Annotated in this window: 16 protein-coding genes; 4 read left to right on the forward strand and 12 right to left on the reverse strand. The window is 61.3% G+C overall.

Annotated features, from left to right (window positions below; genetic code table 11):
* Positions 1–64 precede the first annotated feature (64 nt).
* Together glf and AC0L24_RS28450 are read right to left on the reverse strand one after the other, a co-directional pair.
* Complete coding sequence (gene glf / locus AC0L24_RS28445; RefSeq protein ID WP_127807729.1) at positions 65–1,207, reverse strand: UDP-galactopyranose mutase; 1,143 nt, start codon at positions 1,205–1,207, stop codon at positions 65–67.
* 2 nt (positions 1,208–1,209) lie between these two features.
* On the reverse strand, positions 1,210–2,382 hold the full coding sequence (locus AC0L24_RS28450) for a glycosyltransferase family protein (RefSeq protein WP_292633609.1): 1,173 nt from the start codon (positions 2,380–2,382) through the stop codon (positions 1,210–1,212).
* 356 nt (positions 2,383–2,738) lie between these two features.
* On the opposite strand from AC0L24_RS28450, the gene AC0L24_RS28455 reads away from it, so the two are divergent.
* The 4 genes from AC0L24_RS28455 to AC0L24_RS28470 all read left to right on the forward strand — a co-directional run bounded on the left by AC0L24_RS28455 (position 2,739) and on the right by AC0L24_RS28470 (position 6,038).
* Positions 2,739–3,656, forward strand: coding sequence for a glycoside hydrolase family protein (locus AC0L24_RS28455; protein WP_164873692.1), 918 nt, complete (start codon positions 2,739–2,741; stop codon positions 3,654–3,656).
* Positions 3,657–4,204: 548 nt separating this feature from the next.
* Positions 4,205–4,813, forward strand: coding sequence for a DUF1206 domain-containing protein (locus AC0L24_RS28460; protein WP_127396345.1), 609 nt, complete (start codon positions 4,205–4,207; stop codon positions 4,811–4,813).
* Positions 4,810–5,202 carry a phage holin family protein gene (locus tag AC0L24_RS28465; protein WP_127396344.1) on the forward strand — a complete coding sequence of 131 codons (393 nt, stop codon included), beginning with the start codon at positions 4,810–4,812 and terminating at the stop codon, positions 5,200–5,202. Before AC0L24_RS28460 ends, AC0L24_RS28465 begins: the two co-directional genes overlap by 4 nt.
* Positions 5,199–6,038 (forward strand): DUF3618 domain-containing protein, encoded by an 840-nt coding sequence (locus AC0L24_RS28470; protein WP_127807727.1) that lies wholly within the window; start codon positions 5,199–5,201, stop codon positions 6,036–6,038. Before AC0L24_RS28465 ends, AC0L24_RS28470 begins: the two co-directional genes overlap by 4 nt.
* 78 nt (positions 6,039–6,116) lie before the next feature.
* Here the strand turns inward: AC0L24_RS28470 and AC0L24_RS28475 are convergent, their stop codons facing one another.
* Genes AC0L24_RS28475 through AC0L24_RS28520 form a run of 10 tightly spaced genes read right to left on the reverse strand, consistent with a single transcriptional unit; the run spans position 6,117 to position 15,509 of the window.
* On the reverse strand, positions 6,117–6,533 hold the full coding sequence (locus AC0L24_RS28475) for a c-type cytochrome (RefSeq protein WP_127318947.1): 417 nt from the start codon (positions 6,531–6,533) through the stop codon (positions 6,117–6,119).
* Complete coding sequence (locus tag AC0L24_RS28480) at positions 6,514–7,392, reverse strand: cytochrome c oxidase assembly protein (protein ID WP_127807726.1); 879 nt, start codon at positions 7,390–7,392, stop codon at positions 6,514–6,516. The genes AC0L24_RS28475 and AC0L24_RS28480 overlap by 20 nt, the downstream gene beginning before the upstream one ends.
* A complete protein-coding gene (locus AC0L24_RS28485; RefSeq protein ID WP_127396341.1) occupies positions 7,389–7,730 on the reverse strand; it encodes a hypothetical protein in 342 nt (113 codons plus the stop codon). Before AC0L24_RS28485 ends, AC0L24_RS28480 begins: the two co-directional genes overlap by 4 nt.
* Position 7,731: 1 nt before the next feature.
* Positions 7,732–8,337: a cytochrome c oxidase subunit 3 gene (locus AC0L24_RS28490; protein WP_127331648.1), complete on the reverse strand. Its 606-nt coding sequence runs from the start codon at positions 8,335–8,337 to the stop codon at positions 7,732–7,734.
* Positions 8,334–10,304, reverse strand: a complete 1,971-nt coding sequence (ctaD, locus tag AC0L24_RS28495; protein WP_127396340.1) for a cytochrome c oxidase subunit I — start codon at positions 10,302–10,304, stop codon at positions 8,334–8,336. Before ctaD ends, AC0L24_RS28490 begins: the two co-directional genes overlap by 4 nt.
* Positions 10,301–11,293, reverse strand: a complete 993-nt coding sequence (gene coxB / locus AC0L24_RS28500) for a cytochrome c oxidase subunit II (protein WP_128289050.1) — start codon at positions 11,291–11,293, stop codon at positions 10,301–10,303. Before coxB ends, ctaD begins: the two co-directional genes overlap by 4 nt.
* Before the next feature lie 14 nt (positions 11,294–11,307).
* Positions 11,308–11,841 (reverse strand): c-type cytochrome, encoded by a 534-nt coding sequence (locus AC0L24_RS28505; RefSeq protein WP_127268117.1) that lies wholly within the window; start codon positions 11,839–11,841, stop codon positions 11,308–11,310.
* Positions 11,838–12,707 carry a substrate-binding domain-containing protein gene (locus AC0L24_RS28510; RefSeq protein ID WP_127807724.1) on the reverse strand — a complete coding sequence of 290 codons (870 nt, stop codon included), beginning with the start codon at positions 12,705–12,707 and terminating at the stop codon, positions 11,838–11,840. Before AC0L24_RS28510 ends, AC0L24_RS28505 begins: the two co-directional genes overlap by 4 nt.
* Complete coding sequence (locus tag AC0L24_RS28515; protein ID WP_127807723.1) at positions 12,688–14,568, reverse strand: methanol/ethanol family PQQ-dependent dehydrogenase; 1,881 nt, start codon at positions 14,566–14,568, stop codon at positions 12,688–12,690. The genes AC0L24_RS28510 and AC0L24_RS28515 overlap by 20 nt, the downstream gene beginning before the upstream one ends.
* On the reverse strand, positions 14,565–15,509 hold the full coding sequence (locus AC0L24_RS28520; RefSeq protein WP_473564475.1) for a heme-binding protein: 945 nt from the start codon (positions 15,507–15,509) through the stop codon (positions 14,565–14,567). Before AC0L24_RS28520 ends, AC0L24_RS28515 begins: the two co-directional genes overlap by 4 nt.
* Positions 15,510–16,230 lie beyond the last annotated feature (721 nt).

Genomic DNA, 16,230 nt, shown 5'->3' on the forward strand with positions numbered 1-16,230 from the left:
GCTGCACGAGGGACTGCGCGAGCGCCTGTCGGCCCGCCGATGCTCCCGGGTCCAGGTGGGGGAGCTACAGCGCCCCTTCGACCAACGACGCATTCACCACGCCCGCCCATTCCGGGACGCTCTTTTGAATGCGTGCGAAGGTTGCCAGGGCCTGCCCGACCACCTGATCCATGTTGTAGTAGCGGTAGGTTGCCAGGCGGCCGACAAACCACACGTCGGGGCAGGTTGCGGCGAGCGCTTCGTAGCGCTTGTAGAGTTCTTCGTTTTCGGCCCGCGGCACCGGATAGTACGGGTCCCCGATATCGGTGGGATATTCGTATGTCAGGCTGGTCCGCACGCTCCGTTGGCCGGTCAAATGTTTGTACTCGGTGATGCGTGTGTAATCTTCCGTCTGGGGGTAGTTGACGACGGCAACCGGCTGAAACTGCTCTTGGTCGAGTGTGACGTGCTCGAAACGGAGCGAACGATAAGGAAGACGCCCTAGCTGCCAGCCGAAATATTCGTCGATCGGGCCGGTATAGATCAGGCGGTTGAATGGTATCTTGTCACGAATTTCGCGGAAGTCGGTCTGCAGCATGACCTTGATGTTCGGGTGATCGAGCATGCGCTCGAACATCCTCGTGTATCCGCCGGCAGGCATCTTCTGGAAGCTGTCGCTGAAATAGCGGTCATCGCGGTTGGTCCTGGTCGGCACTCGTGCCGTCACTGATTTGCTCAGCTGGTTCGGATCGACGCCCCATTGCTTCCTTGTATAGCCACGGAAGAACTTCTCGTAGAGCTCGCGTCCCACGGTGCTGACGACAACATCCTCGGCCGTTCGCACGTCCTCTACCGTCTCGCGCCGCGATGCGAAGAACTCCTCCAACTGTGCGGAATTCAACTCGAGGCCATAAAGGCGGTTTATCGTGTCGAGATTGATCGGGATGGGAAGCAGTTTCCCGTCGACCGCCGCCAGAACCCTGTGCTCGTATGTGCGCCATTGGGTGAACTGCGAGAGGTAGTCCACGATCGACTGGCTGTTGGTGTGAAAAATATGAGGCCCGTAACGATGGATGAGGATGCCGGCTTCATTGTAGCAATCGTAGGCGTTGCCGCCGACATGGCTGCGGCGGTCGACCAGGAGAACGCTTTCATGACGCTGGGAGGCTATCCTTTCAGCAAGAACGCTGCCGGCAAACCCCGCGCCCACGATCAGCCAATCGAACATGGCTATGCGCTCCTGCGGAGCGGGACGACCTTCTTGCGTCGGTAGGCGCCCTCAATGTGAGCGGCCATGGCCTTCCATGTTCTTTCCCACGACATGTCAGCCAGATAGGCATCGACTTGCGGCAGCAGCATCTCGCGCGGTCGCAAAAGCAGGGAGCGCAGCTTGCTGTCCAAGTCGTCACCGTCGGCGATCTCCACCAGCCCAGCAGCGCCGTAGCTGCGCACAACGTCAACGATTGCCGTCGAGATCACCGGCAGACCCGCCGCCAGAAACTCTGGCGTCTTGGTTGGGCTGATGAACCGGGTCGCTTCGTTGAGCGCAAACGGCATCCACCCGGCATCCCAATGGCGAAGATAATCGGGCAGGTCGCAGTAGGCCTTCGCGTCCAACCAATGCAGGTTGTCGGCCTTCGGCAGGATTGCAGGATCGATTTTGACAACGGGGCCGATCATGACGAAATGCACGTCCGGCATGGTCCGCGCTGCTAGCGCCACGAGGTCGACGTCCAGCCGCTCGTCGATGACGCCGAAATACCCCACCCTCGGGTGAGGAATGCCGGCCTGATCGATGGGGTCCTTTCCTGGCAGCCTTGCCTTGTGAAAGTGTTTCACATCGATGCTGCTCGGAAAGGGGTAAATGGCCTGATGCAGGCGGCGCTTGGTCTCGAACAGGCTCAGGCCACCGGTGAAAACGAGATCGGCGCGGCGCAGAAGTTCCTTTTCCATCTGCGCCAGTTCGGGCGGCGCATTCTTGAAGGCGGAGAGTTCGTCCATGCAGTCGTAGACGCATATGTCTGGGTCAAGGAACTCCGTGAAGCGAAGAGCCATCGGCGTGTAGTACCAGGCGATCAGCCGGCTGTGCGGCATTGAAGCTATAATCCGCTGAACAAATCTCCGCTGGACGGCATCTGATTTCGCGGCCGACGCGCCGAGCGGAAGCACTGGTGTCACAATTAGAATGTTTGGCGATGCCTCGCTCGTCCGCATCAGCGGCTGTGGCAGTTCTTCAAAAACAGGCTCTTCAAAGTAGATCACTCTCTGCTGCATGGATGCAAGAGTGAGAATATGCTGCGGGCGTTGATGGACGAAATTCCAACGCAAGTGGGAGAAGCAAACCAGTAGATTTTCCCTGCCAGCGTGTTTACTGGCGGACACCCTGCCCAAGGCTGCTTCCATTGAGATTTTCCTTCCTGTAATCTTTAATTTATGCTGCGACTAACATTTGTTAATCGCAGATGGAGGAGAAATAGACTTCGGTACCAGCTCCTAACTTTCCATCGCGTGAGTTGTTCCAAGGTGAAGTGAAGAGCTCTCAGTCACCGCTCGGATGACGGATGCGACGATATTTCCGCGGAGCTGAGAATGGCCACCACGCGTCGCCGGGCTTTGAAAGCGTGAGCGACGGGGGAATGTCGGTGGAGAACTGACCTGCCGTATTTGCGTTTAAGTCGCTGGTTATAAAATGTGCAGGACATCAAGTTGATTCGCCCGCATCACTGGCGAGTCCGTGCCAGGCGAATTCCGGGGCTGATATGAAGATCGACTTTTCAACCAATGTTTTTCCGCTGTTTCATCCGCAAAGCGTGGATGATCTCAAAGACCCTTGCCCCGTCTTTGATGGCAGCCTGTGGCACGTCTTCGGCTCGAGCGGCACGGTGACCAGCGAGACGTGGAGGATCCTGCATGCCACGGCGCCGGAACTTTATGGGCCGTGGACCGAGCATCAGTCGATCGAGCTTCCTATCAATGGGAGTGGTGTTGCGGCTCCGGGGGTCATTCACGAAAGTGGCGTCTTTCACATGTTCATCCAGACCGAGTTCATGAAGTCTGGTGGCCGCTGCGAGCATGCGGTTTCCAATGACGGGTTCCATTGGGTGGTTCTTAGCCCGGCAATCCTCGCCATCCCGGACACGGAGGAAGATGGCATTTACGATCCGCATCCCGCAGTTATTGGCGGCAGGCGCTACCTCGTCTATTCCGCCATGCCAAAATTCACCAGGGTGCCACAGCCCGACATCTATCTCGCGCGTAGCCAATCCGATTCATGGTTCGGTCCCTGGAAGCGGATCGGCAAGATCCTCGACCATAATGAAGTTCCTCACCACAACACGAGAGAGGATCCCGACTACGAATGGGGGATAGAGGGCGCACAACTGGTCGAATTGCCGGATGGCCGCGTGCTTCTCAATGCCACTTGCTTTCTCCCGAATGGCCTTCGGGGAAACCGGCAACGCGTGTTTTTTGCCATCGCCGATGATGTTGCTGGACCTTATGTGTCGATGGGACCGGTGCTGGAACCAGGCCAGCCGGGAGAGAACGGCCACTCGACCGTGATGATCGAAGGGGGCCAACTTTCGCTGTTTTACCAAAGCCGGGTCGCCACGACCGATCATCGGTGGCGCTACGGCTTGGCCAGATGCGACGTCGCCCTGTTTTCCAAGGTTGCATGAATTAGGTGTTGCTCGGACGGAACAATCCGTCGGAGCGCGTGCACACGACACCATGCAGCAGTCGCGGCGTTCGAAGACATGGGCGAACTGAATATCTCTGCTCCTTCCCGCAGGAGAATGAAGCATCAGCACGTATTCTATGCCTTCATCCTCGCTTCGTTGAAGGCGTCCAACAGCGCAGGGACGTGCCGGGCGTCCAGAGCGAGCAGATGATCGACAGGCGGACAGCCGAATAGACAAAGGTCAGCCAAAGCCGAGGCAACCGGCGGCCTTCCGCTCGACCCGTGCGCAGTCGGGAGCACAAGGTTTGTACTCGAGCCACTGAAGCTCCGCACGAGGGGCAGCTCAGCTCATTCGTGATTGTTGCGTCCCGGACGAGCTCTCCGTTTCAGCCTGATCATAAATGCTTTCACCTAGTGGAACATCGGAGGTTCCACGAAGTTGGGAAGCCACGGAGGACGTGCACATGAACAGTGTCATCTATCTTATCGGCCTTATCGTTGTCGTGCTCGCGGTCCTCTCCTTCCTCGGTCTTCACTAGGTGGCCCATGCAGCATGAGAACGATCAGGGCGGACAGCCCACCGATTTCGACAAGGCGAAAAGCGACGTTTCCGACAGGCTTCGCCAGGAACAAGAACGTGCCAGCGAGTTGCTTCACGACGCGCGTGACACGGTGACCCGTAAGGCTGGCGATTATGCATCTGAAGCCAAGGAGGTCATTTCCGACAAGGCGGAGGAAGCTCAGCGCGACATCGGATCGAGTCTGGCGGCGCTGGGCGGCGCACTGCGCGCGGCCAGTGACCATCTGGCCAACAACGATGAAAGGAACGCATCGAAGTTCGCATTGGATGCCGCCGGTGGCTTGGAGCGGCTTTCATCGTCATTGAAACAGAAACCGTTCGGCCAGGTCCTTGAGGACGTGCAGTCCTTTGGCCGGCAAAATCCCGGTGTCTTGCTTGCCGGGTCGGTATTGGCCGGATTGGCTCTCGGGCGATTCATCAAGGCTTCTCCGCCGACAAGGCCCGAATTTCAGGATGATCCTGGAGACTTCAGATCACACACCGATCAGGCACAGGGTTGGTCCGTTGATCGTTCGCAGGATTCGGGCCTCGTCGGCGATGATGGGGCCACGCAGAACGCGGAGCAGGACAGATGAACACCCAGGACAATCCCAGCCTTACCGGACTGATCACCGACTTGGCCCAGAATGTCACCACACTGGTGCAAACCGAAGCCAGGCTGTTTCGGGCCGAGCTATCTGAAAAGCTCACCAAAGCCGGAGCAGGTGCCGCTGAAGTGCTCGGCGGCGCGATCTGCCTGCTCGCGGCATTATTGGTGTTGCTGCAGGCACTCGTTATCGCACTGACGCGGGCAGGGCTCGGCGCGGGGTGGTCTTCCCTGCTGGTCGGTGTGGTCGTGGCGATCCTCGGCGTCATCCTGCTGCGGACCGGGATGGCCAGCATGGCGCCTTCGGAACTTACCCCCGACCGGACCCAGGAACAGCTCAAGCGCGACGCGAGCGTGATCAAGGAACAAGTGAGATGACTGAGAAATCCGCAGCCGAACTTGAACGCGAGGCCGAGGCAGCCCGCGCCCGGGTGATGGAGACCGCCGAATCCATTCGAGGCAAGATGACGCCCGGACAATTGCTTGATGAGTTCACCGGGCTGTTCTCGGGAGGGGAGAGCTCGGCCATGCTCAGCAATCTCAGAACGCAGGTCCGAGACAATCCTTTGCCGGTCACCATGGTCGGCGCGGGTCTTGCTTGGCTGATGTTCGGCAGCGGTACCTCAAACACGGCCCACGGTTCGGCTGGCTACCCATTGCCTTCAGCGCCGGGAAGACATGATGAAGGGGAGCGCGGCGGCTTCGGCGGCACGCTCTCCGATGCCGCCTCATCGCTGTCGTCGGCTGCTACCAGCGTCAGCGGTACCGTTTCGAGCGCGGTAAGCAACGCCGCCGAGGGTTTGACGGGCAGCACGGCCACTGCAAGATCGGTGACCGGCGACATGGCGGCGAAAACCGCCCGCTCTGCCCAAGAACTGTTTGAGAACCAACCTTTGGCCGTAGCGGCCGCCGGTCTCGCCATCGGCGCCGCCATAGGTGCAATGCTGCCCCATACCGCAACGGAGGATGAGCAACTAGGCGCCTATGGCGACAAGCTTCGCGACACCGCCGAAACCATGCTCGACAGGGGTCTGGATGAAGCCAAGCAGGTCGCCGCCGACGCCTATGAGACCATTAAGCAGGAAGCTGGCCGGCAACATATGGAAGCAGGCACAATGGCCGATCAGCTCGGCGAGGTCGTGAAGTCCACAGCAGACAAAACCGAACATGCCGTGCGCGACCGGATCTCCGATCCGTCTCAGCGTCAAACCTAGCTTGAGATGATCCGGCATCAACGATAGTCGGTCTCTTCAGAAGGCCGGCGTTGTTGTTCAAACGGTGAACCGCTCGAGTCATTTCAGAGCGTAGAGGTAAGCCGCGATATCGCGCGCCTGCTGCTCCGTGATCCGTGTCGATGGCATGGCCGTGTGCGGATCGACTTCCCTGGCCGATCGTATCCAGCGGATCAGGTTCTCTGGATTGTTGGCCAGCCCGCCACCGATAAAGATGCGGCCAGCAAGACTGGCATCCAGGCGAGGACCGACCTGCCCTTGAGCGCCCGGCACGCCCGTAATCGTATGGCAGCCGGAACAGCCATTCGCAGTCATGATCGGCAAGGCCCTCGCAGTGTCACCGCCCGTGGCCGCCTCCGCCTCGTGGCGGACGCGCGCGGCCCGATCGGACCACCAGGTCATTCCGGCCACGGCCGCGACGAGCAGCACCAGCGCGGCGATGACGGCGGCAAGCAGTTTAGACAAGCTCGTACGCATGCGCCGCCTCCCTCCTTCCGCTCGCCTTGATCCACAACGCGACCAGCAGCAGCGCTGCGCCGCCATATATCAATCCAGCCGGAACCCACATCACCAGTCCGGCAAGTTGCTGGTCCTCCAGGGGGCTCAAATTCCACAGTGCCGCTCCCACGGCGTTCTCCGGGTACCAGAGGCGTGGCGAGAGCAACAGGAGAACGCCGAGCAGCCCGGTATGCAGCGAGGTGACAAAGAGGTGCATCACTGCGCTCCCATAAGCATGCTGGCGGCCGGGACGCGGCAAGAGGACCCACCAGAACAGCAGCCCTGTTCCGAAGAAGCTCGCGTGCTGTGCATAGTGCAGTACGCCGCGTTCGAGCGCGGCCTCGAACAACACCGGAATGTGCCAAATCCATATAGCAATGCCGTGGATAATGGTCGCGCTGATCGGCCGCGTTGCGAAGGCCCAGACCACCCTCAGCCAATTGACGTGTCCGGCAATTCCCAGGATGCGCCGGAACCGGATGGGTAGGCCCCACATCAAGGCCGCAGCCGGGCAGGCAGAGACCAACAGCGGCGCCGCCACGGCCATCAGCAGTTCATGCTCGATCATATGCGCCGCAAAGACCTGCTCGCCGAGCACATGAATCGGGCTGACCAATGCGGCTGTCAACACGCTCCATCCGGCCGTGAACAGCAGAGCCTGGCGCATCCGCAACGTCCTGCCGCGGCTGCTGCGCCGCCAAAGCCGGCCAGCACCAACGACATATATCAGGGCAACCACGGCGAGTGGCAGGGTGATGGGCAGCGCGAGCGTCCACCCGGCCCCGGGCGCGCCGGCGCCGTAGCAGATGGAAGTAGGGAACAGCGCGTCCAGGTTCATCGCAGGCACTCATCCAGGATCAGCGCCGCGCTGCCTTGCATGAGGATCACAAGCGCAAACAGCAACGCCGACAACATCCCGAGATTGGCGACGAAGCGCTCTGTGCGGCGCGTACGCTCCGGCTTGAATGCGGCACCGCCTCGCCGCTTCGCCCGCCACGACAGCGCCCCGCCGAGCAGCGACAACAAGACGAGCAGCAGCGCCACGGGAAGCACGACCGGCACCTGGCGGTTGCATTGCCAAGGCACCAGCGCATAATTCAGCTGTGTCGAGACCGCCCAGGCCAGCGGACCTGACAGAAGACCACCCCAAGACGTTCCCAACCGCAGCGCTCGCATCTCAGCCTAGCCTCGGCGCCCAATAGATGAGCACGTAGATCGGGATCCAGGTCAGGACCACGAAATCCCAGTAGAAGACATTGTCGCCGACATCGCCGAAGCGCCGGCCGCTATAGCCGTGGCGCGTGAACATCAGCACTGTCAGCACGATGGTGTCGCCGACATCGGTTATGAGGTGCGTGGTGTGCAGGCCAAGCAGCACCCAGAGCATCGATCCGTAGGCGTTGGTGTCCCAATAGATGTTGAGGGCGGGGAATTCGAACCAGCGCACGACGAGCGGAGCGATGCCGAGCAGCGACATGACCACCAGGCCGATCCGCACCGGAACCATGGAGCATTGCTTGGCGTGGCGGTGGAGGACGTGGTTGGGCACAAGGCTGACGACAAACAAAATCGTCACGATCGTTCCGGGCCAATGGTTCGGCTGCGGTGCGCTAAGCCGCCATGCTGGCCACGACAGCGCAAGGTAGAGATATGCGCCCGCTGCCAGCGCAAAACCCGTACCTTCCAACGCCATGAAGCCGAGCGTGCCCCACCAGGTGGGGCTGCGCGGACCGTGCCCGAAGGTCGGCAGGCCAGAAAGATCGGCGGCGGCGCGCTGCTTCATTCCTGGTCCTCCGGATGGCCCTTCGGCCAGAACCAACCGATCAACGTGATGGCGATCGGCGCGGCGCCCCAGACGATCGCCCAGGGCGTGAAGATCGAATAGAGAAACGTGCCGCCTACGGCGAGCGCCGCAAAAAGCGGCCAGATCGACGGTGTGGCCGATTTCTCGCGAATATCGGGATAAGCTTCGGCCACGGTAGAGATGAGGAGTTCGCGCGCATCGACGCGGAGCCCGGTCGCTACAGGTAGCGCCTCGCGCTCGGCCCAGAGCGGCTCGATATGGGTAACCATGGGAATGCGTGCGAAATTATAGCTCGGCGGTGGCGAGGACGTTGCCCACTCCAAGGTTCCTGCGTCCCACGGATTGTTGCCGGCCGAGGTGCCTTTCAACGCGCCATGCACCAGATTGAAAGTGAACAGGACAAAGCTCAGGAAGAAGAGCAGCGCCCCGGCAGAGATGAAAAGGTTGATGTTGCCCCAGCCAAGCTCGGCCGGATAGGTGTAGACCCGTCGTGGCATGCCCCATAGGCCGACGAGATGCATCGGGAAAAAGGCCGCATTGAACCCGATGAAGGCCAGCCAGAAATGCCACCGCCCAAGGCGTTCGCTCATCATGCGGCCGGTGATCTTCGGGAACCAGAAATAAGCCGCGCCAAGCAGCGGGAACACCGAGCCGCCGATCAGCACGTAATGGAAATGCGCGACGACGAAATAGGTGTCGTGCACCTGAAGATCCAATGGCACCGAGGCGAGCATGACGCCGGTTAGCCCGCCGATGACGAAGATGAAGAAGAAGCCGAAGACGAACAGCAATGGCGTCCGGATCACCGGCCGGCCGTCCCAAAGTGTTGCAAGCCAGCAGAAGATCTGCACGCCGTTTGGAATGGCGATCAGCATGCTGGATGCGGTGAAGAAACTGGCGCCGAGCTTAGGCAATCCCGTGGCGAACATGTGGTGAACCCAGAGCCCGAACGACAGGAAGCCGACTGCGATCAGCGACAGGACCAGCCCGAGATGACCGAATGTCGGTCGCCTGGCGAAAACAGGAATGATCGAGGACACCATGCCCGTCGCCGGCAGGAAGATGATGTAAACTTCCGGATGGCCGAAGAACCAGAAGAGATGTTGGAACAGCAGAGCATCCCCACCTTCCGCCGGGTTGAAGATGTGCGTGCCGACCAGGCGGTCAAGGATCAGGAAAGTCGAGGTGATCATCACCGCCGGCATCGCGAAGATGACGACGAAAGAAGTGACCAGCATCGCCCAGACATAGAGCGGGATCTTGTCCAGCGACATGCCGGGGGCCCGCTGCTTGAACACCGTGACGATGGTCGCAACCGCGACGGCCAGTGACGACACTTCGGTATAGGTGATCATCTGCGCCCAGACATCGGCGCGCTTGCCCGGTGCGAATTCGGGGCCGGACAGCGGCACGTAAGCGAACCAGCCCACATCAGGAGCCATGTTGAGGGCAAAGGACACCCAGGCGAAAGCGCCGCCCGAGACGTAGATCCAATAGCTGAACGCGTTCAGGCGCGGAAACGCGATGTTGCGGGTGCCCACCATCAGCGGCACCAGGTAGATCCCGGTCGCCTGCACGATGGGCACGGCGAACAGAAACATCATCGTAACGCCATGCATGGTGAACAGCTGGTTGTAGAGGTCGGGCCCGATCAGGCCGCGTTGCGGTCCCGAAAGCTGGATACGCATGGCGACAGCGTTGAGACCGCCAAGACCAAGGAAGACGAAAGCGGTGATCAAATAGCGTCGTGCGATCACCTTGTGGTCGACGCTCGAGAGCGCTCCGACGATGCCGGACGGCGTCCGCCAGGTGCGCTCGAGCCAGCGATGCAGGCTGGCATCATCCATGCCCGTATCGCGGGGGCCGTCACGTTCGGGAGCAAGGTCGCCTTTGGCGGGGTCTGGTTCCGGGATGTGGCGGTCGCCTGTGACATCGGCGCTGCTCATTTCAGACCCTCGAGATAAGCGACGATTGCGTTGAGCTCGTCGCCGTTGAGATCTACCACTGGCATGTGGGAACCCGGCTTGATGCCTTGCGGGTCGGCTATCCAGGCGGCGAGATTGCCGCGGCTCATCGTCAGCGTTCCGGCCGCCAATGTTTTCCGGCTGGCGATGTGGGTGAGGTCGGGAGCCACCGTTCCGCCGGCCGGCGTTCCCCCGATCCTGTGGCACATCACGCAGGGGCGTTTGAGGAACAGGTCTGCGCCGGCCTTGGCTTCGCCGCTCGCCGGCGCGCCGGCCGGCTGCAACTGGTCGTTCAGCCACGCATCGAATTTCGGGCGCGGCTCGGCGATGATGAAGGTGCCCATATTGGCGTGCTGCGCACCGCAGAATTCAGCGCATTGACCACGGTAGACGCCCGGCTTGTCCGCCTTGATGTCCAGCACGTTCATGTGGCCGGGGATAAGATCGAGTTTGCCGGCCAAGCTTGGGATCCAGAAGGAATGGATCACATCGGTCGAGGTCAATAGCAGCCGCACCGGCTCGCCGGCAGGGATATGAATCTCGTTTGCCGTCGTCAGGATGCGGCTCGGCGTAGCATCCTCGTAGCGCAACTCCCACCACCACTGGTGCCCGGTCACCCTGATTGTCAGCACAGCCTCCGAGCCGATCGCAGCCAGCGTCCTGTTGGCGAAAAAGCTTAGCAGCGTCAGTCCGATCAGGATGATGGCGGTCAGTCCGACGGCGGACGCGACCACGCGCATCTTGCGGCGTTCGGCCGCTTCGTCGAGTAAGAGGGGTTCATCGCCGGGACGCGATCGCATAACCAGCGGTGCTGCGAGCGCGATCATCACCAGCACCCACACAACCGCGCAAAGCGCGGTGAAGAACCAGATCAGCCAAGCCAACTCGCCGGCTGCGGGGCCTTTCGGATCCAGCGCCGACTGCCAGCCTGCGCATCCCTGCAGAAGCAGGACACAGAGGGCGAAGGTCATCGAAGCCGGGCGCCTCACGGTGATTTGCCCAGTGTCGCGGCATCCGGCAGGCGGTTTTCCGAGGGATGCACCATCATGCCGTCATTGCGTTGCGGCGCGGCGGAGGAGGGCGCGTTGCCGCCCAGTGCACGCACATATGCCGCCAGCTCCCATATCTGGTCGTCGGGTATCTTCTGGCCGAAGCTCGGCATCCCGTTCGGCCTGCCGTCGCGGATCGTGGCGTGGATGCTTTCGATCGAGCTGCCGTAGAGCCACTTCTCGTCCATCAGCGCCGGGCCCATGCCGCCACCGCCATTGGCATGGCAGCCCGAGCAGTTGAACCAGCCGAACAGGCGTTTGCCCTCGCTCATGTGGAAGGCGTTGGCCTCGAAGCTCGCCGCCTTGTTATCGGTGGGGGAGGGTCGCTGTCCGCCCGGCTCCAACGTGGTCACGGGCGTCGGCTGCTCACCTGAGCCGAGCGCCGATTGCGGTCGCGTGTCGCGCTCCTCGCGCTGGCAGGCGACCAGGGCCAGCGTCAAGGGCAGTAACATCGCCAGAGCCTGCCTCATCGCGCCGGACTCCCGGCCATGTCCAGACGCGGTACGCCGTATTGCGCCAGAACCGCGTCGATCTCGGCCTTGTGTCTGGCAAGCGCGCTATTCACATCGCCACGCAGCGCATCGTCCTCGCGCCGAACACCCATCGAGATGTCGTACATTAGCGGCAGTTGCGGTCCGTCGATGCGGGGCGTGACCGGCGTGATCCGGAGCGACACCTTTTGCCTCTGGGCGAAATAGCCGGCGAGCGGACCCCAGACCACGGCAAGATCGATCTCGCCGTTCGCAACAGCTTCGACGATGCGCGCCGGAGGGTTGGGAGCGGAGTAGTCGCCATAGACGGGGTAGCCGATGAGGTGCCCGACGATGCCGCGGCGGCCAAGCGCCTGGACAGGCGGCGAGTTGGCGCCATCGTCGCCGATGAGCTGAACACCGATACGCAATCCTTGCAACCGCGGGTCGTTGAAGGAGGCCACGTCCGGGCCGTCCTGGCGGGTCACGAAGACATAGGACGAACGGTAATAAGGCGTGGTCGTGCGCAGCATTTCGAGATTGGCAGGCGTGCCGGGCACGAGATCGCAAAGGCCTGCCTTCAGCGTGTTGCGGATGAAGCCACGGCGCTGCGCCCACCAAGTATACGTCAGCTTGGCGCCGAGATCAGTGGCGATAATTTCCGCGATCCTGTTCTCGAAGCCTTGACCGGCCGCGTTGGAAAACGGCATGTTGTTCGGGTCGGCGCACACTCTCAACTCACGTGGACTGGCAATAGCCGGCAAGAGCAACAAGGCGAGCCCGGCCATGCCGATCGCCACCCGTTGGAACGCCTTTCGCGCCGGACGTACGGTCAAGTCCAATCCATCAAGGCAGCCGGAACACATAAAGCGTGCCTCCCACCGTGGTAGCGTTCTTTAGATCCTTCATCGCGTTGACGAAGCCAAGTGCCGCGGTGGCATCGCGTGGGTCGAGGTCGCCGGAAACGATGGCACCGGCCCAGCCACCGACGCCTGACAGAATTGCGACATATTGGTGCCCATCGGGGCCGCGATAGGTTATCGGCTGGCCGATGATGCCGGACGATGTCTTGAATTGCCAAAGGAGATCGCCAGTCCTGGCGCTGACCGCCTTGAACCAGCCTTCCATGGTGCCGTAAAAGACGAGATCGCCGGCAGTGACGACGGTGCCGCTCCACACCGGAAAGTTCTCCTTCAGGACCCAGGCCGGCTTGGCGGCGGCAACATCCCAGGCGGTGAAGGCACCACGATTGCCGCCCGGCCCGGGGATCATGCGTACGTTCATGCCGACATAGGGCGTGCCTGCGATGTAGTTTACCTCGACGCCTTCTTCATCCATGCAGAGATTGTTGTGGGGGATGTAGAGCAGGCCGGTCCTCGGCGAAAAGGCCGATGGCTGCCAGTCCTTGAGGCCGGACGCTGTCGGGCAAATGTCTCGCACCACCTTGCCGGTGCCGGTTCTCTTGTCGGGGTTTGCAATCAGGCGGCCGGTCTTCAGGTCGACGCCCTTGCTGGAATTGACCGGGCCATAGGCTGTGGCCGACAGCACCTCGCCAGTGGTCCGATCGAGGATATAGAGGTAGCCGTTGCGTTCCGGTCGGACGAGGACCTTGCGCGGCTTGCCTTGCCAGGTCATGTCCAGAAGGATCTGCTCGTTGATCCCGTCATAGTCATGGAGGTCATGCGGGCTCCACTGATAGAACCACTTCGCCGCTCCGGTATCGGGATCACGCGCGAAAATACCGGACGTCCATTTGTTGTCGCCGGGCCGCAAATCCGGATTCCACGGTCCTGGATTGCCTGTGCCGTGGAAGATCAAGTTCAAGTCCGGATCGTAGGAGATCCAGCCCCACATATTGCCGCCGCCGATCTTCCAGGCTTCGGGCGGCCATGTCGTCACGCCAAGGTCTGTGCCCTTGTCCATGTCATAGTGGGGCTTGAAGTCCGGGCCGATCAGCACATCCTTGTCGGGTCCAGTGCCATAAGCCGTCCAGACAACATGCCCGTCTCCGGCATCCAGCGCCTTGACCCAGCCGCGGACGCCCATTTCGCCGCCGGAATTGCCGACCAAAACTTTGCCCTTCACCACCAGCGGAGCCATGGTGATGGTCTCGCCGATGTTGATGTTGCCGATATGAGCGTTCCAGATCGGTTTGCCTGTGTTGGCGTCGAGGGCGATCGTGTGGCCGTCCAGCGTGTTGAAGAAGATGCGCTCGTCGGCGAAGGCCGCGCCGCGGTTGACGACATCGCAGCAGGCCACCCCTTGTGCCGCCGGCTCGGGGTTGGGCTCGTACTTCCACTTCATCGGCGCGCCGGGCCTGGAAAGGTCGAGCGCGTAGACGATGTTGGGAAAGGGCGTGACGATATACATGGTGTTGCCGACAACCAGCGGCGCTGCTTCCTGGCCCTTGTTCACGCCGGTGGAGAAGGTGAAGGCGACCTGCAGGTTCTTGACGTTGCCTTCGTTGATCTCGGTCAGGTCGCTGAAGCGGGTCGACGCGTAGTTCTTGGCCGGCATTGTCCATTGCCCGTCATCGGGTGGCGCGGCGGCGGCGGGCGGCGCAATAGCCGCCGCCGATGGCGGCTCCGAGGCACCGCTCAGGAATGGGCCGCATGCCAGCAGCATCACCGAGACTATGCAAGTGCGAAAAGAATTCTCGGTCGCCGATGCGCGGGCGCCTCGTCCTTCGTTAACGCGCGCCTGTGCCGGGTGCAGCATGCCTTTCATTTGTGGATCGAGCCTCCCACGCCGGCGCCGAGCTCCGCCGCGATGTCAGCCTCGGTGCCGGCACAAAGCGGATGGCCCCAGCCCGAGGCGCTTTTGCCGCCGGGATCCAGATCGTAGACGATGGCGTCCTTGCGATTGGGATTGACTCCGGCGGGAACTTTGTCGAGGCCGAGCGCCGCGCGAACACGCCAGGCGACATTGTGATCGGCGCATGAGGAATCTCCGGAGACCCCGATGCCTCCGACGATGCTCTTTCCGTCATAGAGGGCAAGCCCGCCGCCAAACACAACGACGCCTCCAATCGGCTTGCCGACGAGCGGATCGCTGGCGCTTCCGAACGTTTTGGGATCGCCCGCATAGGCTGCGGCCTGGTTGACCGGATTGGTCTCCTGCAAGCCGAAAAGCGGCCCGCCAGGTTGCGCCCCCGCGTAGAGATTGGCCGTCGATAGGGCCATTTGCGCCAAGCTGAGCCCATTGGCCGTATTGGCCTTCTCTGCCGCGACGAGGCGACTGCCTGGCCATTGGGAATCGGCGGTCGGACCGCTGAAAGCGATCGCGCACACGGCGCCGTCGCGGGCAACGACAGCCGCCCATTCGTTGGTCTCAAAGCCTCCGTTGGCAGGTCCGCCGCTCGCTTTCACATTGGCCTTGAGGACAGCGAGCAGCTTATCGTGGTGGGCCGGGCAGGGCGCCTGTGCCATGGCTTGGCCCTGTGGGGACAGGCCACCCGCCAACACCAGGCCAAAGGCAGATAAGAAAAGCTGACAGCGGTACATTGTCCTGCCCATTGGTTCGAGCATCAAAGAATCATGGAGCACTCTGTCAGACTGGAGAATGCGAGAAAGAATCCGTGATCCAATGCCGTCGATGTCTAACTTGGGCGATGCAGGTATGTTCCTGCTTTTGGAAAAAATGCACAGTTCCCGTCCGGTGAATGGCAAGGTTGCCGTCTGTCCCGCCGGCTCATCGCATCTAGTAAGCACTTGGCATTATCGGAGAAGCGGAGCGGTTGCGGGACCATACGGACGATCCACCCGGACTCGCGACAACGTTCATTTTGCGATGAAAAATGCCTTAGTTGAGAAGGCGACGGTACTTTTTGAGGCGACTTGGGCACGCTGGTGGACGCCATAAAATTCGAAAATTGCCCGGATGGTCCCGATAGTTGGTGGAACCTCGAAATATTTTTTTTGGCGATTTTCCCTTTAAAATCAAAAGCGTAAATTTTTGACGGTTCTAGTGTCGGAATTTTAGCAGTTCTGGAAAACATTTGACAGCGATTTCAACGGGTTATACGCTGTTTGAACAATCGAGTGGGAGTGAGGGAAGCTACGGCGATAAAGTCATTCGGCGGACTAGCCGGTGACGCACGCAATAGACCCCATCCCCGCTCCGCGAACTGCGCCCGCGAGCGCGACCTTATACGCCTCATCGAAGTTGGAGTGCCCGAGCAGCGGCAGCCTTATCGGCCGCGTGAAGACCTTCAAGCGCGAGGACAAACTACGCCATGCGACCTTGCGAGCGATCCGAGAGGCGAGGCCACGAGCCCTCGACGCGACGACGCATCCACTCAACACTGCACATCTCGGAGGCGACCGAGGCGAGGGTGGCCGGCGCCTGTGGCGGGTTTGTTGGGACGTTAGGCGCCGGCCGGGCGGGCGG

Source organism: Mesorhizobium sp. WSM4809 (assembly GCF_055811655.1).

Coding starts and splice junctions, on each gene's coding strand:
- coxB (WP_128289050.1), bottom strand. CDS start 11,293: ATGACCTTCGCCCTCTGTGTCCTGCTTCTGCAGGGATGCGCAGGCTGG.
- AC0L24_RS28450 (WP_292633609.1), bottom strand. CDS start 2,382: ATGGAAGCAGCCTTGGGCAGGGTGTCCGCCAGTAAACACGCTGGCAGG.
- AC0L24_RS28485 (WP_127396341.1), bottom strand. CDS start 7,730: ATGCGAGCGCTGCGGTTGGGAACGTCTTGGGGTGGTCTTCTGTCAGGT.
- AC0L24_RS28455 (WP_164873692.1), top strand. CDS start 2,739: ATGAAGATCGACTTTTCAACCAATGTTTTTCCGCTGTTTCATCCGCAA.
- AC0L24_RS28465 (WP_127396344.1), top strand. CDS start 4,810: ATGAACACCCAGGACAATCCCAGCCTTACCGGACTGATCACCGACTTG.
- AC0L24_RS28515 (WP_127807723.1), bottom strand. CDS start 14,568: ATGAAAGGCATGCTGCACCCGGCACAGGCGCGCGTTAACGAAGGACGA.
- AC0L24_RS28505 (WP_127268117.1), bottom strand. CDS start 11,841: ATGAGGCAGGCTCTGGCGATGTTACTGCCCTTGACGCTGGCCCTGGTC.
- AC0L24_RS28490 (WP_127331648.1), bottom strand. CDS start 8,337: ATGAAGCAGCGCGCCGCCGCCGATCTTTCTGGCCTGCCGACCTTCGGG.
- glf (WP_127807729.1), bottom strand. CDS start 1,207: ATGTTCGATTGGCTGATCGTGGGCGCGGGGTTTGCCGGCAGCGTTCTT.
- AC0L24_RS28470 (WP_127807727.1), top strand. CDS start 5,199: ATGACTGAGAAATCCGCAGCCGAACTTGAACGCGAGGCCGAGGCAGCC.
- AC0L24_RS28475 (WP_127318947.1), bottom strand. CDS start 6,533: ATGCGTACGAGCTTGTCTAAACTGCTTGCCGCCGTCATCGCCGCGCTG.
- AC0L24_RS28480 (WP_127807726.1), bottom strand. CDS start 7,392: ATGAACCTGGACGCGCTGTTCCCTACTTCCATCTGCTACGGCGCCGGC.
- AC0L24_RS28510 (WP_127807724.1), bottom strand. CDS start 12,707: ATGTGTTCCGGCTGCCTTGATGGATTGGACTTGACCGTACGTCCGGCG.
- AC0L24_RS28460 (WP_127396345.1), top strand. CDS start 4,205: ATGCAGCATGAGAACGATCAGGGCGGACAGCCCACCGATTTCGACAAG.
- ctaD (WP_127396340.1), bottom strand. CDS start 10,304: ATGAGCAGCGCCGATGTCACAGGCGACCGCCACATCCCGGAACCAGAC.